Source organism: Dermacoccus sp. 147Ba, assembly GCF_004151355.1.
Classification (GTDB): domain Bacteria; phylum Actinomycetota; class Actinomycetes; order Actinomycetales; family Dermatophilaceae; genus Dermacoccus; species Dermacoccus abyssi.
Genome location: NZ_SEHL01000002.1, coordinates 92,986 through 118,298, shown reverse-complemented (window position 1 = coordinate 118,298; position 25,313 = coordinate 92,986). Strand labels below are relative to the sequence as shown.

Below are 25,313 nucleotides of genomic sequence, written 5' to 3'. Positions count from 1 at the left end.
CGCTGTGTCCAGCTCTCACTTCGCGGGTGAGACGCGTCGCCCGTACGACGCATTTTCATCGAGTGTAGCCCGAATGTGACGTTCTGCGCAGGCGAACTACTGACTGGTACCCGAAGCGTGTCGTTCCGCGCCGCGTTCGAACTGCCTGCGCCGCACGAGCCACGCCGTACCCGCAGCCAGGGTGACCCCCGCGAGAGCCAGGCCCGTCGCGCCCCACCAGGGCGTGTTCCCCAGGCTCTGCGGGCCGTCGTGGCCGCTGGGACGGCCGATGTCGTAGAGCGTCAGGTCTCGTCCCGAGTGCACGACGGAGCCGATCGGGGTGAGCGTCCGAATGTCGTCGTCGGCCCCGGGTTGGGACTTCTCGACGACGACGTAGCGCACGCCGGCCCTGCTCAGCGCAGCCTTGACCTGCGCCGCGTCCCCGCTCGCGAGGGCCCTCGACACCCGGTCGGCGGCCGCACTCTCACCTCGTACCGTGCTGTCACGCAGTGGCAGGTCGTCGTTGACGAGCACCGGAGAGGACGACAGGCGCTGCCACGGGTCGAGCACGGTGATGTCGCCGTTCCAGCCGTACTGCCGGTACAGGCGCCACGGCAGGACGGCGGCCGCGTCCGACGACGCAGACAACCGCTGCGCGACGGCTCCGTACTCGTTCGGATAGCTCGACGAGATCCATTGGCCACCGCGGGCGAACGCAAGCCCCGGCAGAAGAACGACCGGTAGCACGGCGGCCGTGACGAGCGCGACAGGGGCGAGCGCGGTTCCTCGGGCGCGTGACACGACACGTGCCGCGAGCACGCCCCACCCGAGCGCTGCGGGCACGACGAGCAACGCGACGAACTTCTGTCCGTCGCGCAGCAGCCCGCCGCCGGGAACGGTCTCGACGAACCACACAAGCAGTGGCGCCGTGACGGCGAGGCTTCCGAGGCTCGAAAGGACGAGCGCGAGGATTCCGAGCGCCCCGATCCCCCAGCGCAGCGCCGGCAGATGCCTCAGGAGCGTCACGAAGCCGACGACGACGAGCGCAGCGGCGAGAAAAGCGAAGACCACGGCGTGGCGCTCGGGGAACCACGACGGCTCGTGCCAGATTCCGCCGCCCCCGAGGAGTGACCCGAGAACGCCCAGCGGCGTGTCGGCTCCGGCGGCAAAGGCCCGAACGCCGGTGGCGTCGGCCGCGGACGATGACGAGCTCGTGAGGAAAGGGAACCACCACGCGGCGTTGAGCAGGAGCCACGCGGCTGCTCCGACGGCGATGCTTCCCGCGCGGGGCCGACCCGCGCCGGGCGCAAGGAGGATGACGACCAACGCGATGGCGACGAGCACGGCGCCCGTCGAGCCCGACAGAGCGCTCATGCCCAGGCCCACCGCGGTGCTCGTCACGGCCCGGTGATGGCGCGTGTCATCGCCGTCGCTCCGCGCTGCGCGCAGTTCGAGTGCACCGACGACGGCCCACACGAGCGCTGCGTACCCCCAGAGGTAGCCCCAGTGACCGATGGCGAGACGCTCGGCCATCCACGGGCTCCACGTCGCGGCGACGGTTGCGACAACGGTGGTGACGACGCCGCGTCGCCAGCGGTCGAGACCGGCGCCGATGGCGAAGAACGCCCCGACGAGGACGAGCCGTTGCGTGATCCAGCCGGGCAGCACGAGGTCGAGCAGTGCGACGACGGTGTCGTTCGGCACGGCGCGGGGAACCCCGCCGTCCATCCCGAGCGTGCCCGCCGAAAGCGGGAGGTCGGGCACGAACACCATGTCGTAGTGGAGCAGGAAGCCGGGACGCCACAGCGCCGGGGACAGCACGACGAGCGCGACGGCAGTCGCCGTCAACAGGCCTGCATGCCGTGTGGGCCATGAGACAGCGCTCGACCGCTCCCCCTCGCCCCTGACGCTCACGCGGGCCTCACTCGAACTCGGCGAAAGCCTCGCCGAGGCGACGGGTCTGCGTGACGATGTCGTGCTCCGCGACCATCCGCTCGCGGTTGGCTCGGCCCGTCTCGCGGGCTGCCGCGTCGTTCTCGAGAAAGTGCAGGAGCCCGTCGGCCAGTGCTGCGGCGTCGTCCTCGACGACGAGGTTCGGTGGGCGCACGGCCTCGTCGTTCGTCCCGCAGGCGGTCGTGACGACGGGAAGGCCGCACGCCTGCGCCTCGAGGTAGGCGAGACCGAGTTGCTCGGTCCACTTCCACGTCGGGCGGGGTGCCGTCGTGAACACCCGAGCCGAGCGCAGGAGATCGGCCACCCCCGACGCATCGAGCGAGCCCGCGAGGACGACCGAATCCGGCATGCGACGGGCGGCTTCCTCGACGAGCGGAAGCAACGGGCCGCGTCCGGCCACGACGAGCTGCGCCTCCGGCAGGTGTCGGCGCACGTGAGCCATCGCGTCGAGCACGGTGTCGATGCCCTTGTTCGGCGCCAGCGGCGAAGTGAAGACAACGCGCGGGCGGTCGGTGAGTTCGGCTGCCGGGGAGAACAGTTCCGTGTCGACACCGGGCTTGACGACGCGCGCCCGCACGAGGTCGAAGCCGTTGAGGTCAAGGTGATCGAGGGCGGCGTCGACCATGCAGAGCACGAGGTCGGCGCTGCGTGCGGATTCGACGGCCTGGCGGTACGGCGGCAGGGCGTACAGGGGCTGACGCGGCATGTTCTCCCACGTCACGACGGCCTGCCTGAAGCCTCCGGATCGGCGGCGCCTGGAAAGTTGCCCGGTGACGAGCGAACACAGCTCGAGGCTGACCGCCCAGTCGGGGCGAACGCGCGCGAGTTCGTCGTCGAGGTTCTCGGCCCAAGCGAAAGCGCCGGCCTCGATGAAGCGCTTCACCGGGCGGCGGTAGGTCGTCGGGACCCAGCTCATCTCCCCCACCGGCTCGTCGGCGGCCAGCGCTGTGACGTGGGTGTTGGGCATGCGCGACATCCAGTAGAGCTCACGGCGGGGACGCTGATCGGGCAGGGAGAGCCACAGGAGCTCACGCCGGCGCGACGCGTCACCGTGGGTCACGACGTCTTTCCTCCGGAGGCCGCCTCACGGCGCGCGCTCCAGGCGCCGTAGCCGTAGCCGACCGCCTCCATGGCACGCATCGCGATCATGCCGGCGGCGTGCACGGGGCGTCGGGCCAGGTCGCCGCGGTGGCTCCAGTACGCGCCGAGCACCGCCCGCCCTTGGTCGCTGACGGCACCGTCGTGCTCGGCTTCGAGGGCCGGGATGCTTCGGCCGTAGTAGCGCCGTTTGTCGAAGACGTCGCGCAGGGTGAGGTGACCCTCGTCGTGGTCGATGACGATGGGAGCGAGTTCGATGCGGTGTCCCGCACGGCGCATTTTCATGCGAAGGTCGGCGTCCTCCGGTCCGGACATCGCGAGGTGGAACTCGCCGTCGCCGACCATGAACTCACGGCGCAGCAGGCGTGGGTTGTGCAGCCACGGCTGGTCGAGGTAGCACTCACGCTCGAGGGCCCGGCAGGCTGTCCAGAACCCCGTGCCGATCGTGCGCTCGGGCAGGGCGACGCCGGCCGCGCCTGTTTGCTCGGCGGTGTCGAGGGCGACTTCGAGAGCACGCGGCGGCAGGATCATGTCGCTGTCGAGCCACACGATCCACGGCGTCTCGGCAGCCTGAATGCCGCGGTTGCGCTGGGCGGAACGCTCGGGGCCTGCCTCGAGGTAGACGTCGGCATACCGCTGGGCGATCTCGGGCGTCGCGTCGTTACTCGCGTTGTCGACGACGATGAGCGTCACGTTCGGCTCGGTCTGCGCAACGACGGACGCGAGCGTCGCCTCGATCGTGCGCTCGTTGTTGCGCGTCGGCACGATGACGCTCACCGCGCGCGCAACACCGCCCTCCACATCGCGCCCGGCAGGCGTCCCTGCGCTCACGTGGCTGTCACTCATCCTCGGATCCTCCGTCGCTGTCGCTGTCGCGCGTGCGTCCCTCGTCCTCGGTGCGGTCGGCGGAGTCGGTGGCGTCAGCGGCCGGCTCGGCCGTTGCGGCACCGCGGGATCCCCCGGCCAGGCCTTCACGGCGCAGGAGGCCTGCGATGGCGACGACGAAACCGGCGCCGGCAACGCGATGCGGCCACAGGCTCGCCGAGATCGCATCCGCGCTCACCTCGCCGAGGTCGGGGCTGAGGACGAGGAACAGGAGAATCGCCACGAACACCAGGGCAGAGCCGGTGACGACGAGTGCCCGTGATGTCACGCGTCCCCAGCGCAGGCCCGCCACGACGGCGAGACCCGCCACGAGTCCCGGAAGCCCCACAGCGAGCGCGGCGGCCGCGACGAAGCCGGCTTGGAGCAGGACCTGACGACCCGAGCGACCCGGGGACCCGCCGCCACCGGTCATCCGCTCCTGTGTCGCGGACCGGTGCGCGCGATGAGCCGGCAGGTCCTCGTCGGCGCTCTCGTCTCGACCACCGACAAGCGCACCCGTCAGCCACGCACGCACCACGAGCGCTGCCGCGAGCAACAGTGCCGCAAGCGAGAGGAGGATGGCCCAGTTGGCGTAACGCTGAGGCGTGAAGCGCATCTCGACGGTGCCCTCGGCGCCGGCCGGCAGAACCCACCCGGAGGAGTAGCCGTCGAGCAGGACGGGGCGTCCCAGATCCTTGTCGCCCAGCGTGGCGCTCCAGCGCTCGTCATAGCTCTGACCCAGCACGACGGCCTTCGGCGTGGAGCTCTTCGCCACGCGCACGGACTTCACGCTCGGCGAGTTCTTCGTCACGGCGAAGTCGACCGGGGCAGGCGAGACGCCGGCCCCCGCCTTCTCCGACACGGTGTCGCGCAGCACGAGCGAGTCGACGACGAAGTCGCGCACCGGCTCGAGGTGCTGTTCGCGGGCCTTGAGGACAACCGGGTTGCACGCCGTCCAGCGGGTGCCGGCGTCCTTGGGCCCGGCCACACGGTCGCCCGACAGACGCATCGGCAGCGCCGTACCGTTGATCGTCGAGACGGCGAAGCACCGGTTCTTACCAGGCTCGTCGAACGCACCGAGAGGAGCCTTGCGCAGCACTTGTTTCGTATCGATCGACGTGAACTTCGCCGGGGCGCCGTTACGCGGCCCGCTCGAGGCGTCGAGCTGCACCCGCACGACCTTGCCCCGCGTCGCCGCGATGTCGATCGACGCCGTGCCGTTCGGCTTGAGAACTCCGGAGCCGACGACGCGGCCGTCGACGCTGACCGTGGCCCGCGTCGCCCACTGGGTGCGTGATGCACCGCCCTCACCGGGGGCCTGGGTGACGGAGACAGAGCTGATCTCGCGCTCGGGCCCGCGCATCTGCCACCAGGCACCCTGCGGGCTTGCGCCACCGGGAACCCAGGCCGTCTTGTCGTTGTCGTCGGCGGCCTGGGACGCACGGTATTCGGGGCGGTCGAACCAGAACTCCGACGACGACGCCGTGACGGCATCGCTGTAGCCCGCGCTGCGGTCGTAGAAGCGCTCCTGGTCGGCCTTCGCGAGGCGCACCGTGGCGGAGGCGTCGTAGCGACGGGCGTCGGGCATCGTGAAGATGCGGTTGAGCGAGGTCTCGGAGTCGTCGTTCGGGGAGGACGAGTTCTGCACGCGCTGGAAGAGGATGTCGAGCGGTGCCTTCTCGAAGGCCGTGCGGCCCTCGGCGTCGAGGCTGTCGTACAGGTCCTTCAGAGTCGACGGCGTGCGCGCCGCACGCTCTGCCTTCGCCCCGGGTAGCCCCACTTCGGAAACACCGACGAGGTTGTAGCCGTCGCCGCGGGTCGAGTCGATCCGCAGGCGGACGGACTCGGCGTTCACGCCGCCCATGCGGAACGTGGCACGGCCGGTGTCTGGCACGCGCACGGAGACAGACTTGCCGCCTGCGATGAGGGTGGCGCGATCGATCTTGACGGGACCGAGATCGGCCTGAGCGACCGACACGTCACCGAGGCGGGCGGGCTTGTCGAGCTTCACGTTCAGGCTCTGGCCTGCGGCTCGCTGGAAGTCACCGAACCGCCACGACGTCGCATCGTCACCGTCGAAAGCGTTCTCGGCGGCGGCGAAGGGCAGGTCGAAGAACGTTCCACCGGCCGAGCTCGCGGTGACGTGCGCCCCGGAACGTTCCAGGACGGTCTGGTTCTTCGGATCGGTGCCCAGTGTGCGGCTGTTCTTCAGTGCCTCGTTCGCGGCAAGGAGCGAGCCCTGGCCGGCGGTGAGGCGCTGAGGGATGGTGTTGCGACGGGCGTTCGTGTCGGTTTGCGCGAGTCGTGCGCCGTCCTTGAGCGCGGCTTTGAGGCTCGTCTCGTCGAGGTCCTGCGCGTAGCGCACGGTGGGGCTCGAGCGAAGCAGGCCGGCGGCGGCGAGCTGGGGGAACGCCCAGCCGTCGCCGGCGACGATCATCTGACCCGCGAGGCTCTGGGCCCGGACCGCACGTCGGGAGTCCTTGACCCCGTAGAGCTGCACCGGCGTGAGCAGGGCCTCGTCCATGCTCTCGGGCTGGTTCGTGGGCGACAGGACGTTCTGACCGGGACGGCCGAAGTTCGCGACGCCGTACAGACCACTGTCGCCGTCGATGAGGCGCGACATGGCAGCTGGCCGCGCACCGCCGTCGTTCTCCCAGACGGTGTCGTGACGCACGAGCACGTTGTCGGCCCCGAGGTAACGCGCGAACGTCGAGGCGATGTCGCCGTTCGAGCGATCCGACTGCACCGTGTCGTCCATGGCCGCGAGGAGGTTGGCGCCGGGTGCACTCGCGTTCGGCGTCGTCTCGGGCAGCACGGCCTCGCGCTTGAGAAGCGAGTTCGTGAGGTCGTCCGGCCGTTGAACGGTCCAGCGATAGGTCGGCCTGGTCTGGCCGGGAAGCATGAGAGTACGCGCGTTCGGGTCTCCCCCGTCGGCCGTCTTGGCCGCCTCGCGCCAGTAGTTCGGCACGTCCATCTCGGAGATGTAGAGCCCGTTGGACAGGGCCGGCAGGATCCAACCGGCCACGAGAACCGTGGCCAACGAACCGGCCACGGGGGCGAGCGCGCTGCGTCGTTGGACGAGGCGCACGAGTTGCACCGCGCCGAAAGCCAGCGCCAGCGCGAAGGCCAGCGCGAGAAGCGCTCCGATCTTGTTCGTCGTGCGGAACGCGGCGAGCGGGCCGAGGCCGAGCACCTTCTCCAGCACCCACCCGACGGGGCTCTGGGCGCGTCCCTCACCCGGGAACAGCCCGACCATGACGACGGCAGCCAGGGCGGCGAGCAACACGAGAGTGCGGCGAAGAGCAGTTCGCGCAAAGGCGAGGGAGACGAGCGCAAGCGTCGGCCACAGCGCGGTGAGGACGATGACGACCGGGCTCGTGATGTAGGTGGCGTTCTGAGGCACCCACGGCCCCGTGTCACTGTGGCCGTAGAGCGGCCACAGACCGAGGCCGCGCAGCACCTCGGTGAAGGACGACACCTTGTGAATACCGGTGAGCGTCTCGGACATGTCGACGATCTGCGCGCCTGTGCCAAGCGCTGCGGTGGCGGGCACGAGCCAGTAGACCGAGACGGCGACGACGAAGAGGCCGCACTTGGCCGTCACGGCGAGCACCTGACGCCACGTAGCGCGGCGGTGCCACAGCGCGACGGCGGCGATCGGCACGAGCGCGAGCAGCTGGTACAGCGGCACGACGGCCACGTTCATGCCGCTCATCGCGAAGAACGCAAGGCCGAACGCGGCCGGCCAGACCCAGCTGCGAGGCTGCTGCAGACCCCTCAAGTAGGCCAGGAGCATCCAGGGCAACAACGCCATCGGCAGGGCGATTGCGAGCGTGTTTCCGGCGGCGATCGTGTAGGGGTTGGCGAGGTAGAAGACCCCCGCGAACAGGCCGACCCACTTCGTCGCGCGGACGGTGGCTGCCCGCACGAGACGGTTCGCTCCCCATGCAGCGACGAGCCAGAGAGCGAAGTGGAAGACCTTGAAGGTCCACTCCGGTGACAGACCGAGCCCGCGCAGCGCCGACAGCAGAAGCAGCACGGGGACGAGGCCGACGTTGAAGTTGGCCGACCCGAGGTAGGGAGAGCTCGTCCACGACGAGAGGTAGCGCTCGACCATCGTCCACGGCGCGAGGTAGACCTCTGGCTTGATGTCGGTGTGGAAGTGACCGAGCGAGTTGCCGAAGACGATGATCGCGAGAAAGAGAACGAGCCCGCCGGTCGTGAGCGCGTACGGGCTGACCCGCGCGGCGAAGCGTCTCACGTCGTTGGCCTCCGGATCGTCGACTTCGTCACTGCACCGCGCGCCGAGCGCGCTTCCCGTCGGCGCCCCGGCGGTGACTGCCTAATATAACTGGGAAGTAACCCCCGAGAGGACCAACCCGAGAAGGTGGAGACGTTGAACGCTGGAAGCACCGACGTCTCCACTGACTCCGCCGACGAACCGTCCGAGGCTCCTGGCAACCGGACCGAGCGCACGGCGGGCATCGGTTCGGGCGCCCTCCTCGGAGTCGCCATGGGCGTCGGCAACGCCCTGAGCTACGTCTTCGTTCTCGTGCTGACGCGCGCCCTCGGTACCGCGGGGTTCGGCGCCTACTCGGCGCTCATCACGCTCGGCATCGTGCTCGTCATCCCGGCCGGCGCCTTCCAGGTCATCATCGCGCGGCGCTGGGCGGACGAGGAAGCACGCACGTCCGGGCTCGTCGCCGCGGCCGGGACGGGCATCGCTCTCACCGGGCTCACGTGCCTGCTCGCCGCACCGATCGGCGATATCTTCCACCTCGACGGTGTGGCCGCGACCGTCGCGATGTCGCTCATGCTCCTTCCGATGACGCTCACGGGAGCGTTTCAGGGCATGTTGCTGGGGGCCGAACGCCTCGGGCGCCTGTCGACGCTCTACGTCCTCACCGCGGCCACCCGTCTGCTCGGCGCGTTCGTGTGCCTCGCGATCGATGCGAACGTCACGCAGGTCTTCGTCGCCATGGCGATCGCGGCCTGGCTCACCGCGGCGTACGGCTGGTGGGCCTGTCGCGATCTGGCCGCCACCACGCGGCGCCACTCCCCCTCGCTCCTGGCCGAGATGGCGCGATCCAACTCGACGCTCGCGGCCTTCACCGCCCTGACGAACGTCGACGTGCTCCTCGTGCGCCACTTCCTCGACGAACACACCTCCGGCGGCTACGGGCTCGCGTCGACCTTCGGGCGGGCGATGTGCTGGGGCACCCAGTTCATCGCGCTGCTCGTCGTGCCGCGCCTGTCGCGTCAGGGGTCGTCGATGATCTGGCGGGCGGCGGCGCTCGTCGTCGGAATCGGCGCGATCGCGGCCGCGGTTGTCGCGATTGACGCCGACGCTCTCGTGCGGCTCATCGGCGGCACGGCCTTCGACGGTTTCGGAACGCTCGTCCTGGCCTGCATCGCGCTCGGCACGCTGTGGGCCCTGGCGCAGCTGTGGCTCTTCTCCCAGATGGCCGACGACGACACGACTCTCGGCAAGGTGGCTTGGCTGGCCGTTGCCGTCGAGCTCGTCGTCGGGTGGCTGTGGTGGCACGACAGCGCCGAGCAGATCATCGGCCTCGCCGCCGGCTGCGCGGCGCTCGTCGTCCTCGTCGGCGTGGTGCGCACCCGCCGTCACGCCGTGACGCAGCTCGAGTCCGAGGAGGACCTCCTCGTCACCGACCGCACGTGACACGCATCGGGCCGAGCCGACACACGTGGTCAGCTCGGCCCGAGGCAACGGTGGGTCACTTCGCGCTGTCGTCGTCACCGATCTTGCGCGAGCGTCCGAGCAGCACCTTCGCGACCGCGGTGATCGGGCCGGGCACGACGCCCACGGCCTTCCACATCACGGCGTTGACGCGGTCCTGCACCGTCACCTGGTAGCGGCGCAGGGCCTCGTCCGTGCCCGAGAGTTTGCGGGTTGTACCGGGCACACGGCGGAATGTGAGGGCGTGCAGGCCGTTGGCCCAGCGCGGGTCGTCGGCGTGCGCAGCGTCCCACGTCTCGACGATCTCCCAGCCCTTGTGCCGCTGGAGGAAGAGCTTGTGGGCCTTCTGCACGACCGGCCACGACGCGTCGTCGATGAGCACGAGCGCCTCGTCCGCGAGCAACGGCTCGACGACAGCCAGGGCGAGGTAGTGCGACAGCAGCGTGTGCTCGCCGTCGTAGAAGTAGACGCCGACCGGCCGATCGAGCGCGCCTGGCTCGACCATGAGCTTGAAGCAGTCGCCCTCGAGCAGTTCGACGTCGGCGTCACTCGCGTGCTGGGCGAGGTTCGTCATGAGCTCCTTGCGCGCCATCTCGCCGGCCATGCCGAACTCCATGAAGTTCTCCATGACGACGAACTTCTTGCCGGCGTTGCCCCGCACCGCAGCGCAGATCGAGCGGCCCTTGAACGTGCCGACCTCGAGGTAGGCCTCGCCCTCGGGCAGGTGACGCGCGGCCTCGTTGAGCACCGCGAGTTCGTTGACCGCCGTGTAGCCGGCCACCTGGGACGCGAGGCCCTTCCACGAGCCGTCGACCGGGTCGCCACTTTGGACGTCGGGGGTGAACAGCGCCGGAAGGGCTTCGAAGAAGGCAGACGTTTTCATGGGTTCCTTACGTGGGTGAGGCCCGAACGCACACGGCGGACCACGGACGGTGTCGGCGAACTCGGGCGGCACAAGAATGCCACCTCATGCGCCTCAGCGCTGGGCAGTCGCCAGAACCTGGGGCGCCAGCCACTTCCAGATCATCGGTGTGGCCTCCTCGGAGAAGTGGACGCTGTCGGTGTACAGCCGCTTACCGCTCACCTCGGGCTGGAAGGGATTGCTGCACACCGTCCTCGCGAGGTCGAGCAGCGGCACGTGCTCCTCGGACGCCCACTCCCGGATCAGGGCGTTGACCTGGTCGGGTCGCTGCGACTCGGCGAGCGCAGGGCCGTCGGCGCGCATCGCGGCGGCGTCCTCGGGCGGGAGGACGGACAGATCGGCCTGACGGCACGGCACCGTCGTCACGTAGACACGCTGCGCTCCCCCGGCGCGGATCTTCCCGACGGTCTCGGTGAGACGCTTCTTCGCGAGGTCGCGGTAGGCGGCGTCGTCGATCCACACCTTTCGGCCGTCGAGCATGTGCCGCGAGGCGAGGTGCACGCCGGGCATGAGGACGGCGGCCTCCGCACCCGAGCCGCGAACCTTCGACGTCAGGTCGCGCTTGAGGGAGGCACAGTCCTTCGGGTTGGGCACGATCTTGCTCTTGGAATCGACGATCGGGATGTCGAGCATGTCGCAGCCCGGCACAGCCAGGGCCACGGGGTGGAGCCCCGGGAAGTTGAGCGACGGGTAGTTCTCGACGAGCTTGAGGGGCACCGAGTCGCCCACCATGGCCACCGTGGTCCGGCTCGAGGTCATGGGGTAGGCCTTCTGCCCCGGCACGAGGTCGGGAACGTTCGCCACGTACTGCGGCGGGCCGCTGACTCGGGTCATCGTCCACATGAGGCCTGAACCGAGGACGAGGGCCAGTGCCGAACCGACGGCGACGAACTGCCGCGTGCCGGAAGTGGATTTCGGCAGCAGACCCTTGACGCCGTTCTGCAGGACGGGCACTTCGATGTAGCGGAAGCTGAGGTACGCAGCGGCGAACGTGAGCGCACCCTTGAGCACGGCCTCGGCGATGTCGGGGAGGCCCGGCACGTCGACCCACAGGTTGATGGGCCAGTGGTAGAGGTAGAGCCCGTACGAGATGCGGCCCAGGAACGCCAGGGGCTCCCACCCGAAGATGCGGTTAATGAGCAGGTTGCGCGGGTCGACGCTCGACCACCCCATGAGGGCGGCGCCGACGGCGAAGAGCAGGATGCCACCGCGGTCGTAGACCCACGTGGTGCTCGGGTCGAGGAGGAAGACCGCCGAGACCGAGACGCCGAAGCCGATGACGCCGAGCGCCTGCGTCACGGCGCGTGGAGGGAGCACTGGGCCCCGTTTGTCGTTGCCGAGTCCAAGCAGACAGCCCAGCGCGACACCGACGAGCAGAGCCTGCACGCGGGTGTCGGTGCCGTAGTAGAGGCGCGTCTGGTCCTGCGGCGTCTCGAAGCCGAGCTGCGCCGTCCAGCAGGCGCTCACCGCCGCAAGAGCGAGAGCGATGCCGGCCTTCGCGCCCCGGCGACGGGCGAGGGCGACGAGGGCGAGCACGAGGAACGGGACGATGACGTAGAACTGTTCCTCGACCGAGAGCGTCCACGCGTGACGCAGCGGCGACGGGTCGACGAACTGGTCGAAGTAGGCGTCGCCACGGCTGATGAGGCGCCAGTTGAGGAAGAACCCGAGCGTCGCGAAAGCGTCGCCGGCGTACTCCTTGCGCTGCTCCGCGTCGGCGAAGAAGGCCGTGTGAACGAGCACCGCGGCGACGAGCACGAACATCGCGGGGAGAACGCGGCGGGCCCGGCGGACGTAGAAGCGGCGGACGTCGATGCGCCCCGTCTTCTGGCGCTCCTTGAGGAGCAGACGCGTGATGAGGAAGCCGGAGAAGACGAAGAAGTGGTTGATGCCGACCCAGCCGCCGACGAGCGCCGTCACGCCGAAGTGGTAGGCGATGACGAGAACGACGAACAGGCCGCGGTAACCGTCGAGCGCCGCATAGCGCGACGGCGTGCGCACGCCCTTGCCGTTGCGTCGCTGTGCGCGCGTGCTGCCCGTCACGGACGTCCACCTGCCTTGCGCAGAACCTGCGGGGCGAGCCAGCCCCATATCATCGGGGTTGCCTCGGGCGAGAAGTGAATGCCGTCCTCGTAGACCTTCTTGCCGTGCAGCGTCGGCTGGTAACCGTCACCGCACACGGCGGAGGCGAGGTCGACGACAGGCACGTTCTCCTCCTTCGCCCAGGTACTGATGAGGGCGTTGAGGCGCTTGGGGTTCTGGGCCTCGGCCACGAGTTCGGGGGAGCGGCTCAGCTCCGTACGGTACTGGGGCGGAAGGTTGAGTTCGCTCATCCGTCGGCACGGAACGGTGGTGATCTGCACCGAACGAGCCCCGGCCGCCTCGGCTTTCGTCGTGAGTTCGGAGAGCTTCGAGCGCACGGCAGCAACGTACGCCGGGTCGTCGAGCCACACCGTGCGCCCTCTGAGTTGGTGGCGCAGCGCGAGCTGGAGACTGGGCATGATGACAAACGTCTCGGCGCCCGAGGTACGCACCTTCTCCTCGTAGGTCGCCTTGTTCTGCCGGCACGCGGCGTCGGCGCCGAGCGCCACCGTCGGTGTCCACTGCACAGGGGCGTCGACGATGTCGCAACCGGGTGTGCCGAGGTTGACGACCTCAAGGCCCGGGAAGTTGCCGCTGGGGAAACGGGAGACGAGGTGGAACGGCACCGAGTCACCGAACAGCGCGACCTTCGTCGGCGGCTTCGGCGCCGTGAACGTCGGCTGCCCCTCGACGAGCTGGGGGATGTTCGCCACCTTCTGCGGGACGCTCTCGTCGCGCACGGGTGCGGTGGCCTGCGCCGTACCTCCCGAGACGAAGAGCGCGCCGACGACGACCGCGGCCAGCCCTGCGAAGCCTGCGGCCCCCGTCCGACGGCGACCGAACGCGCCGAGTCCGTGCTTCATGATCGGCTGTTCGAGGAAGCGGTAGCTCACGGCGGCCGCCGCGTAGGACAGGGCGAGCGTCAGCACCGCGAGAACCCAGACGTTGACGCCGGTGAGGTAGCGCGAGAGCCAGATGAAGATCGGCCAGTGGTACAGGTAGAGGCCGTACGAGATCTTGCCCGTGTAGACCGCGGGTGGCAGGGAGAACACGCGAACGAGGGGTGTGGCGCGCCTCTGCGCACAGCCGATGATCCACGCCGTCGCCGCGATGGAGGTCAGCAGCATCCCGCCGCGCGAGAACATCCACGGTGCGAGCGGCTCGATCGTGACGAACGCGACGAGCGTGGTCGCCAGCCCGAGCCACCCGACGATCTCGATCCACGGGCGGCCGCCGTCGAGGGGATCACGCGGGTCGCGAGGTTTGAGCAGCGCCCCGCCGCTCCACCGGTGCCCACTCCACACGCCCGCCGCGACGCCGAGCGCCAAGGCCTGAACGCGGATGTCCGTGCCGTAGTAGGCGTGTGACTGACCACCCAGCCCGACGAGGTCCAACCGCGTGGCCCACAGGGCACTGAGTCCGGCGAGCAGCACGAACGGAAGGGTCCTCGCCAGGCGCGTACGCCCCAGGGCCAGTACGGCCACGACGAGCCACGGCACGACGAGATAGAACTGCTCCTCGACTGACAGACTCCACGCGTGCCGCGTGATGCTCGGGTGGCTGAAAGCCTCGAAGTACTGATCGTCACGGGCCACGAGACGCCAGTTCATGACGTAGGTGAGGGTGGCGAGGATGTCGCCCTTGAGGTACGCCTTCTCCTCATCGGGGGCCAAGAACAGCCCATCGAGCGTCACCGCGCCGAGCATGACGAGCAGTGCCGGGCCGAGGCGCCGCACCCGTCGGACGTAGAAATCGCGAACGCTGATGTCGCCGTAGCTACGCCGCTCGGCGAGGAGCAGACGCGTGATGAGGAAGGCGGAGAGGATGAAGAAGACGTTCATGAACACCCACAGCCCCGGCAGAACCGTGAGTGCCCCCACGTGCCACAGCATGAAGACGACCATGCCGTAGCCGCGGATGCCGTCCAGGCCAGGACGGTGGGCGAAGAGCCGTGCGGCCATGAGTTCCTCTCCGATCAAACGCGTGCGAGCGTCCGCTCACGGCGACGGGCTCACCCACCGACGAATCGGAGCGGGTGAGCCCGTTGCCGTCAGCGGCAGTCAGTCGCGAACCGTGTCGGGCTCGTCGTCGTCGAAGCGCGTGCGACGGCGGGCCGGACGCACATCGTCGTCGTCCTCGTCGTCGACCAGGCGCGTGCGGCGGACCTTGCGAGGGGCGTCGTCCTCGTCTCCCAAACGGGAACGACGGCGCGGCTCCGTGGTGCGCTCGCTCTGGCGCTCCGTGCGACCGGCGAGGAGGCCCGGGCGGCGATCGGCGTCGTCGACGTCGTCGTCCTCCACGGCCTCGTCCTCGAGGCGGGTGCGGGCGCCGCGCGTCTGCGCTGCCGACTCCGAGCCGAAGAGGAGGAAGCCGAGGGCGGCGGTGATGATGGCGAGGGCGAGGAAGAGGAGGCTCTGGTTGCGTGCGACGTCCTCGATGATGCCGCACTGGCCCTTGGCCAGACCGTTCGTGTTAGGTGACATCGGGCTACCGCAACGGAAGAGGCCGCCGTCCTTGCCCATGAAGCTGGTCGGCGTGAGGAAGAAGTACGCGGCCACCGCGAGGAATCCGGTGGCGACGATGAGCGCGACCTTCGTTCCGGGGCGCAGCGACGTCACTGTACGAGTGTCTGACTGGTTCGACATGCCCGCATGCTAGCGAAGTGGAACCGCCTGCGGCCCGGCCATTGGGCAAATAGACTCGCGCCCGTTGTCCTGTTCCCGTCGAGAGGCCCACCCCGTGCCACGTCGCGCACCCACTTCGTCGGGTTACCGCCCGGCGCTCGACGGACTTCGTGGCGTCGCCGTCCTCGCCGTTCTCGTTTTTCACCTCTGGCCGGCGGGGGTTCAGGGCGGCTGGCTCGGTGTCGACCTCTTCTTCGTCCTGTCGGGTTACCTCATCACGAGTCTGCTCGTGCGCGAGTACGCCCGTTCGGGCCGCATCGACCTGCGCCGCTTCTGGACTGCCCGCGCCCGACGCCTGCTGCCCAGCCTCATCACCGTGCTCATCGCGGTGCTGGCGGCGGCAGCTTTCTGGACACCCCCGGGACGACGCAGCTCGGTGGCGCTCGACACTCTCGCGACGCTCTTCTACGTCCAGAACTGGCGCCTCCTCGCGAGCAACGAGGCCTACTTCGACGCCAACGGCGTTCCCTCTCCGCTGCGCCACGCCTGGTCGCTGGCCATCGAGGAGCAGTACTACCTCCTCTTCCCGCTGCTGTTCCTCTTCCTCGCGCGGTATGTCCACCGCCGCTGGACGCTCGCGCTCGTCTTCGCCGTCGCTGCCGCCGCCAGTGCTGCCTGGATGGCCTACCTTTTCGTGCCGGACGTCGACCCGACGCGCGTCTACTACGGCACCGACACCCGCGCCTTCGAACTGCTCATCGGCGCTGCGATCGGCGCGTGGGTCGGTCCGAGCCAATGGGGGCACGAACGCCCGTCGCGCTGGGTCGAGACCATCTCGAAGCTCGCCTGGCCGAGCCTCGCGGCGCTGCTCGTTGCGTTCGTCGCCCTCTCCGAGGATTCGCCGCTCGTCTTCCGCGGCGGCCTCGTCGTCGTCTGTCTTCTGACGCTGCCCGCGATCCTCGCCGCGGCGTCACCGCACGCGAACGCCTTTCAGCGGGCGTTCTCGTTCGAGCCGCTGCGGCAGATCGGCCTCATCAGTTACGCGTTGTACCTGTGGCACTGGCCCGTACACGTCTTCCTCTCGCCTGAGCGTCTGGGCATGAGCACCGCTGCCGCCGCGCTCGTGCAGGCCGTGCTGTCGATCGTCTTCGCGACGCTGACCTACCGCTACCTCGAGGCGCCGATCCGGGCGGGTGGACTGCGCGGTCTGGTGCCCCGCTCGCCCAGGATCTCCCGCCTGGTCGCGGTGACGGCCTGTGCTGCCGTCGCCGTGGGTACGGTTGCGCTCCCGAGGGTCACCAGCGGTATCCCGACCGAGGAGACCGGCGCGGGAGGCGGCGAACTCACGTATGCGGTGCCGTCGTACCAGCCGGGCGCCTCGCAGCGTGTCGTCGTCGTGGGTAACTCGATTCCGCACAGCCTCATGGTGAACTTCCCGTCCACGCGGTTCACCGACCTCGACGTCTCGGAGTCGACGAGCTTCGGCTGCACCACCTTCCCCGGTCAGCAGATCCTCAACGGCAAACCGGCCGCCATTCCCGCGGCCTGCCGCACGTTCTGGAAGAACTGGCACCTCGGTCTCTTCGAGGCAGACACGATGCTGTACTTCCTGCCGCAGAACCTGCTCGACGACTACGAAGTCGACGGCCGACGGCTGAAGGCGGGCAGCGCCGAGCATGACGCCTTCATCCGTTCCTCGCTCGACTCGATGCTCGCCAAGGCCAAGGAATCCCGGGTGAAGCGCCCGGTGCTGCTCGACCTCGCCTGCCACGAGATGCCGACGTTCGGCCAGAATCCGCCGTCCCTCAACGACACCGCGAAGGTGCGTCACCTCAACGGGGTCGCCAAGCAGTGGGCTGCGCAGAACAAGGTGCAGTTCCTGTCGCAGTTCGACCGGCTGTGCCCCGGCGGCACGTACCACGGCAAACTCAACGGCCAGGAGCTCTACGAGGACGCCCTGCACTACACATCCGTCTCCGGACCCATCATGTGGTCGTGGATCGCACCGCAGATCCGCAAGGACACCGCGAAGTGAGCCTTCACGCCGTCATCCTCGCGGGCGGCTACGGCTCACGGATGCTGCCGCTGACGACACGCACGCCGAAGCATCTTCTCCCGATCGGTGACGAGCCCGTCATCGCTCACCAGCTTCGTCGCCTCGCCGCCGCGGGAGTGGACTCCGTGACGTTGGCGACCGCCCACCACGCCGAGGCCTTCCTGCCGGCGCTCGGCCACGGTGAGCGCGTCGGGCTCCACCTGCGCTACACCCGTGAGCCCGAGCCGCGGGGCACCGGTGGCGCGCTGAAACACGCGTGCGCCGGGCTCACGCTTCACCCGGACGACGCGCTCGTCGTCATCAACGGCGACCTCGTGAGCGACCACGACCTCGCCGCGCACGTGCGCGCGCATGTCCACGCCGGCGCACCCCTGGCGACGATCCACGCGCGACCGGTCGATGACGCGAGTGCCTTCGGCCTGCTCCATCTCGACGGTGACCGCATCACCCGGTTCGAAGAGAAGCCCGCCGGCGCACCTGCCGGTTTCGTCAACGCCGGCACGTACGTCGTCAGCCCGTCATTGCTCGATCTCATCCCGGCCGGCGAGGTGGTCTCGCTCGAGCGGGACGTGTTCCCCCGAGCTGTGGCGCTCGACGAGGGTGTGCGGGTCTACCGCGAAGACGCGCGCTTCGCCGACATCGGAACACCCGCCGCGCTGCTCGCGGCAAACCTGGCGTGGGCCCGGGATCACGTCCCGAGCGACCGCCCGAACGCCACGAGTGTTCTGCTCGGCGCCCAGGTCGCCCCCACGGCTCGCGTCGAGCGCTGCCTCGTCATGCCGGGTGCCCAGATCGGCGCCGATGCGGTGCTCACCGACAGCGTGCTCGGGCCGGGCTGCGTCATCGGTGACGGCACGCACCTCGAGGGTTGTGTTCTGGGCGACGGGGCTCGGGTGAGCCCCGGGCTGCGACTCGCCGACGCCGTACTGGAGGTCGACGAGCGCCGCTGAACGAGTCTCACTCAGCCGGGCGACCCGATATCAGTGCTCGGCGTCCTGCCAGCTCGCGCCGGTGCCGACGTTGACGTCGAGCGGAACGTCGAGATCGGCGGCCGATCCCATCTGTTCACGCACGAGGTTCTCGACGGCCTCGCGTTCACCCTCGGCGATCTCGAGGATGAGTTCGTCGTGCACCTGGAGCAGGACGCGCGAGGCGTACTCGCCGTCGCGCAATGCCTCGTCGACGCCGAGCATCGCCTTCTTCATGATGTCGGCCGCGCTGCCCTGGATGGGCGCGTTGAGCGCCATGCGCTCGGCCATGTCGCGGCGCTGACGGTTGTCGCTCGCGAGGTCGGGCAGGTAACGGCGGCGGCCCATCATCGTCTCGGTGTAACCGACGGCGCGCGCGTCGTCGACGACATGACGCAGGTAGTCACGCACCCCGCCGAAGCGCTCGAAGTAGCCGTCCATGAGGCGCTGGGCCTCGGCGGTGGAGATGCGTAGCTGCTTGCTCAGGCCGAAGGCCGAGAGGCCGTAGGCCAGGCCGTACGACATGGCCTTGACCTTGGCGCGCATCTCGGGCGTGACGCCGTCGGGCTCGACGCCGAAAACGCGGGAGCCGACGAAGCGGTGCAGGTCTTCGCCCTCGTTGAACGCGTGGATGAGGCCCTCGTCGCCGGACAGGTGCGCCATGACGCGCATCTCGATCTGCGAGTAGTCGGCCGACATGAGGCACTCGTAGCCCTCACCCACGACGAACACGCGGCGGATGCGCCGGCCCGACTCGGTGCGGATCGGGATGTTCTGCAGGTTCGGGTCGGTGGAGCTCAGTCGCCCCGTGGCCGCGATCGTCTGCTGGTACGTGGTGTGGATCCGGCCGTCGTCCGCGACCGACTTGATGAGACCTGCCACGGTCGAGCGCAGCTTCGACGAATCGCGGTGGCGCAGGAGCGCTTCGAGGAAGGGGTGCGGCTCCTTCTCGTAGAGGTCGGCGAGAGCCTCGGCGTCCGTCGTGTAGCCGGTCTTCGTCTTCTTCGTCTTCGGCATACCGAGCGTCTCGAAGAGCACTGTCTGCAGCTGCTTGGGCGAACCGAGGTTGACCTGCTCGCCGCCGATCGCGTCCCACGCGTCGTGCTGAGCCTGGACGACGAGAGCGTCGTAGTCGCTCTCGAGGTTCTGCAGCTTGTCGAGGTCGACGGCGATACCCGCCTTCTCCATGCCGGCGAGGACGTCGACGACGGGCATTTCGAGGTCGGCCATGAGCTCGGTGCCCCCGACCTCGGCGACGGCCTCGTCGAGCGCCGTGGCGAGCTTGGCGACGGCCGCTGCGCGTGCCATGACGTCGTCGGTCTCGGCCGTGTCGGTGCCGCCGAGGTCGAGCATGCCCTGACCGGTGGCAGCGTCACCCGCCTGCGGGAGCTCGATGTGGCAGTAGCGCAACAGGAGGTCGTCGAAGCCGTACGAGCGCTGGTCGGGTCGCACGATGTAGGCGGCGATCGCGGTGTCGCTCGTCAGGCCGCGCAGCGTGAGGCCGCGCGCGTCGAGGGCGTGCATCGGGCCCTTGGCGTCGTGCAGCGCCTTCGGCTTGGACTCGTCGGCGAGCCAGGCGGCGAGGGCCTTCTCGTCGTCCGGTGTGAGCGCGGTGAGGTCGATGTAGAGCGCGCGACCGTCGTCACCTGCGAGACCGATGCCGGCAGCGTCACCGGTGCCGCGAGCCCAGGTGCCGAGGACGTGGACGCCGGTGCGTCCGGTGAGTGAGGCCAGGGCCTTCTCGGCGCCGCCCTCGGCAACGACCTCGCCGTCGACGTCGACGTTGCCCTCGGCCTCCGGCTCGCTCGTACCGAGCGTGGCGAAGAGGCGGTCGCGCAGCACCTTGAACTCGAGACCGTCGAAGACGCGGTGCACCTCGTCACGGTTCCAGTCCGCTCGCACGAGGTCGTCCGGTCCGAGCTCGAGCGGGACGTCGGTGAGCAGCTGGTTGAGGCGGCGGTTGCGCAGCACACCGTCGAGATGAGCACGCACGGACTCGCCGGCCTTGCCCTTGATCTGGTCGATGGAGGCGACGAGACCGGTGAGGTCGCCGTAGGTCGTGAGCCACTTGGCGGCCGTCTTCGGGCCGACGCCGGGCACGCCGGGCAGGTTGTCGGACTTCTCACCGACGAGGGCCGCGAGGTCGCTGTAGCGCTCGGGCGGAACGCCGTACTTCTCCTCGACGGCGGCCGGCGTCATGCGCGTGAGCTCGGAGACGCCCTTGACCGGGTACAGGACGGTGACCTTGTCCCCCACGAGCTGCAGGGCGTCTCGGTCACCGGAGCACAGGAGCACCTCGTCGAAGCCCTGATCGACGGCCTGCGTGGTCAGGGTGGCGAGGATGTCGTCGGCCTCGTAGCCGTCGAGTTCGATGTGCGCGACGCCCATGGCGTCGAGCACCTCCTTGACGAGGCTGACCTGCCCCTTGAACTCGTTCGGCGTCGTGGCGCGCCCCGCCTTGTACTCGGCGTACTCCTCGGTGCGGAACGTCTGACGCGACACGTCGAAGGCCACACCGAGGTGGGTGGGTTCGGTGTCGCGCAGGACGTTGATGAGCATCGAGGTGAAGCCGTACACGGCGTTCGTGTGCTGCCCCGTGGAGGTGGAGAAGTTCTCCGCGGGCAGCGCGAAGAACGCCCGGTAGGCGAGGGAATGACCGTCCAGCAACAACAAGCGCTTCACACATGGCAGCCTATGTCCCGACACTGACAACCCGAAAGGCGACCGACATGACCGACGCTTCCCGCCCCTCCTCCGCCGCGGAGAACCGCCCCGCCACCGACGAGGAACTCGCGATGCTGCGCGAGATGAGCAGGGGAACGCTCGACGAGCGCATGGGCATCGAGATCGTCGAGGCCAGCGCCGAGCGCGTCGTCGCGACGATGCCGGTGGAGGGAAACACCCAGCCCTACGGTCTCCTCCACGGCGGCGCGAACGTCGTCATCGCCGAAAGCGTGGGTTCGATCGGTGCGGCAATAGCCGCGGGCCCGGGCCGCTACGCGGTCGGCCTCGACATCAACGCCACGCACCACCGCTCGGCGCGTTCGGGCATCGTGACGGCGACGGCGACCGCCTTGTCGCTCGGTCGCACGCTCGCGGCCTACGACGTCGTCATCACCGACGACCAAGGGCGACGCACCTGCACGGCACGCATCACGTGCATGCTGCGCGACCAGTGAACTGAGCGCAGAGTCAGTCGCCGAACTCGGCGATGACACCGTCGCAGACCTGCTGCATCGACAGGCGCCGATCCATGGCCGTCTTCTGGATCCACCGGAAGGCGGCCTGCTCGTCGAGGCCGAGCTTCGTCGTGAGCAGCCCCTTGGCACGGTCGAGCGACTTGCGCGCCTCGAAGCGCGTCTTCATCTCCTCGAGTTCGTCGCTGAGCGACCGGGTGTCTCTCCAGCGACGCAGCGCGACGGTGAGCGCCGGGCCGAGGTCGTTCCAGGTGAACGGCTTGACGACGTAGCCCATGACGCCCGCGTCGCCGGCACGGTCGACGAGGTGCTTGTCGCTGAACGCGGTGAGCAGCACGACGGGCGCGAGGTGCTCGCGGCCGATCTCCTCTGCGGCGCTGATGCCGTCCTTGGCCGGCATCTTGACGTCGAACACGGCCAGGTCGGGGCGATGCTCGCGAACGGCGGCGAGTGCTGCCTCGCCGTCGGAAACCGCCGCGACGACGTCGTAGCCGCCCGCCTCGAGCATCTCGACGAGGTCGAGGCGGATGAGGGCCTCGTCCTCGGCCACCACGACGCGGGGAAGGGTGTTCGTCGGTTCAGCGCTGTTCGTCGTCACCCGGAGCATCCTAAGCCCGCGTCGAACACGACTCGATCACGCAGCCAATCATGCTTTGGAGCGGGAGAACTCCGACGCCGCGCGAATCTGCTCGTCGGTGGGACGCACGCCCGTGTAGAGGACGAACTGCTCGGCGGCTTGGAGTGCGATGACCTCGGCCCCGGTGATGACGCTCTTGCCGCGCTCACGCGCCGCCGCGATGAGTGGGGTCTCGCTCGGCTTGGCGACGACGTCCACGATCCAGTCCGCAGCGTCGATCTCCGCTTCGGTGAAGCTGAGTTGGCCCTCCCCTTCGCCCCCGGCCATGCCGAGCGGCGTGACGTTGACGAGGACGCGAGTTCCCTCCGGCACCTCGCGCGAGTGCTCCCAGCCGTACTGTTCGGCGAGGGCACGGCCCGTGTCCACGTTGCGCGCGACGACGGTTCCGTGGGTGAATCCCGTGTCCCGACAGGCTGCGACGACGGCCTTGCCCATGCCGCCGCTCCCCCGCACGGCGATCGTCAGGTCGGTCGGCACGCCGTGGCTCGCCAGGAGTGAGGCGACGGCCGAGTAGTCGGTGTTGTACCCGGTGAGGACTCCGTCGTCATTGACGATCGTGTTGACCGAATCGATGGCCTTCGCCGACTCGTCGAGCCGGTCGAGCATGGGAATGACCTGCTCCTTGAACGGCATGCTCACCGCGGCGCCGCGGATCGGCAGCCCCCTGATGCCCGCCACGGCCTGCTCGAGGTCGGTGGGCGAGAACGCCTTGTAGACGTAGTCGAGCCCGAGTTCGTCGTAGAGGCGGTTGTGGAAGCGCGTGCCGATGTTGCTCGGGTTGCCCGACATCGAGATGCACAGCTGGGTGTCCTTCGAGAGCATGGCCCAACCCTACTGAGGCGCGGCGAGGGCTTCACCCCGGCGCTCTACGGGTACGCGGCCCACTGGGCGACACACCCTGCTGAGCGCCCAAGAGCTCACCGAGGTTGCTGAGGCGCTCTTCGGGGAACGGATGCGTCGACCAGGTGTCGAGGTACGCGCCCCGATCGACGGCTGCGACGCCGTCATAGATCAACCGCGCCAAACGCTCGGACGTCGACGTGAAGCGATACGCACGACGGTCGTCGCTCGAGGTGATCAACAGCAGGATGTGGTTCTCGGTAGCGAGGCATCCGACGATCGTCGCGTCAGGTTCGCGGTGAAGAACGAAGCTCGCAGCGCGCGACGACTCCGTCGCCAGGGTCCAGGCAGCATCGAGGAAGTCGGCCAGCACGTCCGAGACGTAGCTCGCCCGAACCGTCAGCGTGAAACCGTCGCTCGCCGTGAGGGAGCAGTCCGTCCACCCGGAGGAGCCGAGAGCGAACGCGATCGCCTCCAACTCGCGCGGTACGTCCTGGAAACCGAGGTGCGAGTCGAGTTCGGTCATTCATTTCTCCAGTGAGAGGACGAAGGCCCTCGTCCGGTGCCGGACGAGGGCCTTGCGGGCCCGCCATTCCTGACGGACCTCCTGTGTGCCGACGGGGGGATTCGAACCCCCACGCCCGAAGGCAAAGCATTTTGAGTGCTCCGTGTCTGCCGTTCCACCACGTCGGCGCGTGACCCGGACATGCTAGCCGACGCCGGGCCCGTCGCCGTCATCGGGACAGCCCATGGCCACAGACGCGAAACACCCCCGACAGCGCACGGAAACGTGGGCTTGTCAGGGGTGTTTCGAGACCGGTCGGCCGATCAGGCCTCGGTGCCCACCGCGTTGTACGCAGGAGCCACCCGGTTCTTCGCGTCACCCATCTTGTGGACGCGGAGCGCATTCGTCGAGCCGGGGATTCCGGGCGGAGAGCCGGCCACGATGACGACGAGGTCGCCCTCGGACACGCGACCGTCGCCGAGGAAGATCTCGTCGACCTGCTGCGCCATCTCGTCGGTGTGACGCACCTTCGGGCGGCAGATCGTCTCGATGCCCCACACGAGCGCCAACTGGGCGCGCACGACCGGGTCGGGCGTGAACGCGACGATCGGCGTGCTCGGGCGCAGACGCGACATGCGCTGCGCGGAGTCACCGGTGGTCGTGAAGTTGATGAGGTACTTGCAGTCGAGCTCGGTGGCCACGACGACGGCTGCCTTCGTCACGACGCCGCCCTTGGTGTTCGGCTTCGTGCCGAGCACCGGAACGCGGTCGAGACCGTGATCCTCGGTGGAGGCGATGATGCGCGCCATCGTGCGGATCGTCTCGACCGGCCACGCGCCGACCGAGGTCTCCCCGGAGAGCATGACGGCGTCGGCGCCGTCGAGCACCGCGTTGGCGCAGTCGGAGGCCTCGGCGCGCGTCGGGCGCGGGTTCTCGATCATCGACTCGAGCACCTGCGTGGCGACGATGACGGGTTTCGCCGCACGCCGGGCGAGCTCGACGGCCCGCTTCTGCACGAGCGGGACGTCTTCGAGCGGGAGCTCCACACCGAGGTCACCGCGGGCCACCATGATGCCGTCGAACGCCTCGACGATCTCCTCGAGGTTGTCGACGGCCTGCGGCTTCTCGACCTTGGCGATGACGGGACGACGAATGCCCTCCTCGTCCATGATCTCGTGGCAACGCACGATGTCGGCGGCGTCACGAACGAACGACAGGGCGATGAGGTCCGCACCGGCCTTGAGCGCCCAGCGCAGGTCGGCCTCGTCCTTCTCGGACAGGGCCGGCACGCTGACTGCAACGCCGGGCAGGTTGATGCCCTTGTTGTTCGACACAGTGCCTGGCACGACGACCTCGGTGATGACGTCGGTGTCGGTCACCTCGACGGCACGCAGGGCGACCTTGCCGTCGTCGACGAGCAGGTCGTCGCCGACCTTCACGTCACCCGGCAGGCCCTTGTACGTCGTACCGACGCGCTCGGCGTTGCCGTCGACGTCCTCGATCGTGATGGTGAAGCGGTCGCCCTTGGCGAGTTCGACCGGGCCACCCGAGAAACGAGCCGTGCGGATCTTCGGGCCCTGCAGGTCGGCCAGGACGCCGACAGCGCGACCGGTTGCCTCGGCGGCAGCGCGGACGTTGTCGAGTCGCGTCTGGTGCTCGTCGTACGAGCCGTGCGAAAGGTTGAAGCGGGCCACGTCGAGGCCGGCCTCGACGAGTTCACGGATACGTTCGGGGGTTTCGGATGCGGGACCTAGAGTTCCTACGATCTTTGCGCGACGCATGCCTCAACCCTAGCCCCCGTCGAAGGCACACATCACGCGGTATCGCGCGCTGAGACCCCGGAATTGCCCTACTGGTGAGTACCTGCTCGGGGACGCCGAAGGCCCC

General features: G+C 69.0%; 17 protein-coding genes and 1 tRNA gene. 4 read left to right on the top strand and 14 right to left on the bottom strand.

Features of this window, described 5'->3' with window-relative positions; translation table 11 throughout:
* Window positions 1–96 precede the first annotated feature (96 nt).
* The 4 genes from EVU97_RS02855 to EVU97_RS02840 all read right to left on the bottom strand — a co-directional run bounded on the left by EVU97_RS02855 (window position 97) and on the right by EVU97_RS02840 (window position 8,155).
* Complete coding sequence (locus EVU97_RS02855; protein WP_129663383.1) at window positions 97–1,827, bottom strand: hypothetical protein; 1,731 nt, start codon at window positions 1,825–1,827, stop codon at window positions 97–99.
* Between the two features lie 73 nt (window positions 1,828–1,900).
* Window positions 1,901–2,992 carry a glycosyltransferase family 4 protein gene (locus EVU97_RS02850; protein ID WP_240730105.1) on the bottom strand — a complete coding sequence of 364 codons (1,092 nt, stop codon included), beginning with the start codon at window positions 2,990–2,992 and terminating at the stop codon, window positions 1,901–1,903.
* Window positions 2,989–3,876 carry a glycosyltransferase family 2 protein gene (locus EVU97_RS02845; protein ID WP_129663381.1) on the bottom strand — a complete coding sequence of 296 codons (888 nt, stop codon included), beginning with the start codon at window positions 3,874–3,876 and terminating at the stop codon, window positions 2,989–2,991. Before EVU97_RS02845 ends, EVU97_RS02850 begins: the two co-directional genes overlap by 4 nt.
* Entirely contained in the window at window positions 3,869–8,155 is a 4,287-nt protein-coding gene (locus tag EVU97_RS02840; protein WP_129663379.1) for an alpha-(1->3)-arabinofuranosyltransferase family protein, read from the bottom strand. The genes EVU97_RS02845 and EVU97_RS02840 overlap by 8 nt, the downstream gene beginning before the upstream one ends.
* A gap of 135 nt (window positions 8,156–8,290) precedes the next feature.
* Here EVU97_RS02840 and EVU97_RS02835 point away from each other — a divergent pair, with 135 nt between their 5' ends.
* Window positions 8,291–9,577, top strand: a complete 1,287-nt coding sequence (locus EVU97_RS02835; RefSeq protein WP_129663377.1) for a lipopolysaccharide biosynthesis protein — start codon at window positions 8,291–8,293, stop codon at window positions 9,575–9,577.
* Between the two features lie 55 nt (window positions 9,578–9,632).
* Here the strand turns inward: EVU97_RS02835 and EVU97_RS02830 are convergent, their stop codons facing one another.
* The 4 genes from EVU97_RS02830 to EVU97_RS02815 all read right to left on the bottom strand — a co-directional run bounded on the left by EVU97_RS02830 (window position 9,633) and on the right by EVU97_RS02815 (window position 15,244).
* Window positions 9,633–10,478 carry a class I SAM-dependent methyltransferase gene (locus EVU97_RS02830; RefSeq protein WP_129663375.1) on the bottom strand — a complete coding sequence of 282 codons (846 nt, stop codon included), beginning with the start codon at window positions 10,476–10,478 and terminating at the stop codon, window positions 9,633–9,635.
* Window positions 10,479–10,571: 93 nt separating this feature from the next.
* The gene (locus tag EVU97_RS02825) at window positions 10,572–12,560 is read right to left on the bottom strand and encodes an acyltransferase family protein (protein WP_165357852.1); all 1,989 of its coding nucleotides are present in this window, start codon (window positions 12,558–12,560) and stop codon (window positions 10,572–10,574) included.
* The gene (locus tag EVU97_RS02820) at window positions 12,557–14,560 is read right to left on the bottom strand and encodes an acyltransferase family protein (protein WP_129663371.1); all 2,004 of its coding nucleotides are present in this window, start codon (window positions 14,558–14,560) and stop codon (window positions 12,557–12,559) included. The genes EVU97_RS02825 and EVU97_RS02820 overlap by 4 nt, the downstream gene beginning before the upstream one ends.
* 99 nt (window positions 14,561–14,659) lie before the next feature.
* Window positions 14,660–15,244 carry a hypothetical protein gene (locus tag EVU97_RS02815; protein WP_129663369.1) on the bottom strand — a complete coding sequence of 195 codons (585 nt, stop codon included), beginning with the start codon at window positions 15,242–15,244 and terminating at the stop codon, window positions 14,660–14,662.
* Window positions 15,245–15,338: 94 nt separating this feature from the next.
* Between EVU97_RS02815 and EVU97_RS02810 the strand changes: the two genes are divergently transcribed.
* Together EVU97_RS02810 and EVU97_RS02805 are read left to right on the top strand one after the other, a co-directional pair.
* On the top strand, window positions 15,339–17,258 hold the full coding sequence (locus EVU97_RS02810; protein ID WP_129663367.1) for an acyltransferase: 1,920 nt from the start codon (window positions 15,339–15,341) through the stop codon (window positions 17,256–17,258).
* Window positions 17,255–18,229, top strand: coding sequence for an NDP-sugar synthase (locus EVU97_RS02805; protein WP_165357851.1), 975 nt, complete (start codon window positions 17,255–17,257; stop codon window positions 18,227–18,229). The genes EVU97_RS02810 and EVU97_RS02805 overlap by 4 nt, the downstream gene beginning before the upstream one ends.
* 30 nt (window positions 18,230–18,259) lie before the next feature.
* Here the strand turns inward: EVU97_RS02805 and polA are convergent, their stop codons facing one another.
* The gene (gene polA / locus EVU97_RS02800) at window positions 18,260–20,929 is read right to left on the bottom strand and encodes a DNA polymerase I (protein WP_129663363.1); all 2,670 of its coding nucleotides are present in this window, start codon (window positions 20,927–20,929) and stop codon (window positions 18,260–18,262) included.
* 47 nt (window positions 20,930–20,976) lie between these two features.
* Between polA and EVU97_RS02795 the strand changes: the two genes are divergently transcribed.
* A complete protein-coding gene (locus EVU97_RS02795) occupies window positions 20,977–21,426 on the top strand; it encodes a PaaI family thioesterase (RefSeq protein ID WP_129663361.1) in 450 nt (149 codons plus the stop codon).
* Between the two features lie 13 nt (window positions 21,427–21,439).
* Here the strand turns inward: EVU97_RS02795 and EVU97_RS02790 are convergent, their stop codons facing one another.
* From EVU97_RS02790 to pyk, 5 genes are all read right to left on the bottom strand, one after another.
* A complete protein-coding gene (locus EVU97_RS02790; RefSeq protein ID WP_370448514.1) occupies window positions 21,440–22,042 on the bottom strand; it encodes an ANTAR domain-containing response regulator in 603 nt (200 codons plus the stop codon).
* A gap of 48 nt (window positions 22,043–22,090) precedes the next feature.
* The gene (locus tag EVU97_RS02785; protein ID WP_129663357.1) at window positions 22,091–22,903 is read right to left on the bottom strand and encodes a shikimate 5-dehydrogenase; all 813 of its coding nucleotides are present in this window, start codon (window positions 22,901–22,903) and stop codon (window positions 22,091–22,093) included.
* A gap of 31 nt (window positions 22,904–22,934) precedes the next feature.
* Entirely contained in the window at window positions 22,935–23,447 is a 513-nt protein-coding gene (locus tag EVU97_RS02780; protein ID WP_129663355.1) for a hypothetical protein, read from the bottom strand.
* A gap of 86 nt (window positions 23,448–23,533) precedes the next feature.
* Window positions 23,534–23,614: transfer RNA gene (locus EVU97_RS02775), tRNA-Leu, on the bottom strand.
* Between the two features lie 135 nt (window positions 23,615–23,749).
* Window positions 23,750–25,207, bottom strand: a complete 1,458-nt coding sequence (gene pyk / locus EVU97_RS02770; protein WP_129663354.1) for a pyruvate kinase — start codon at window positions 25,205–25,207, stop codon at window positions 23,750–23,752.
* Between the last annotated feature and the right edge of the window lie 106 nt (window positions 25,208–25,313).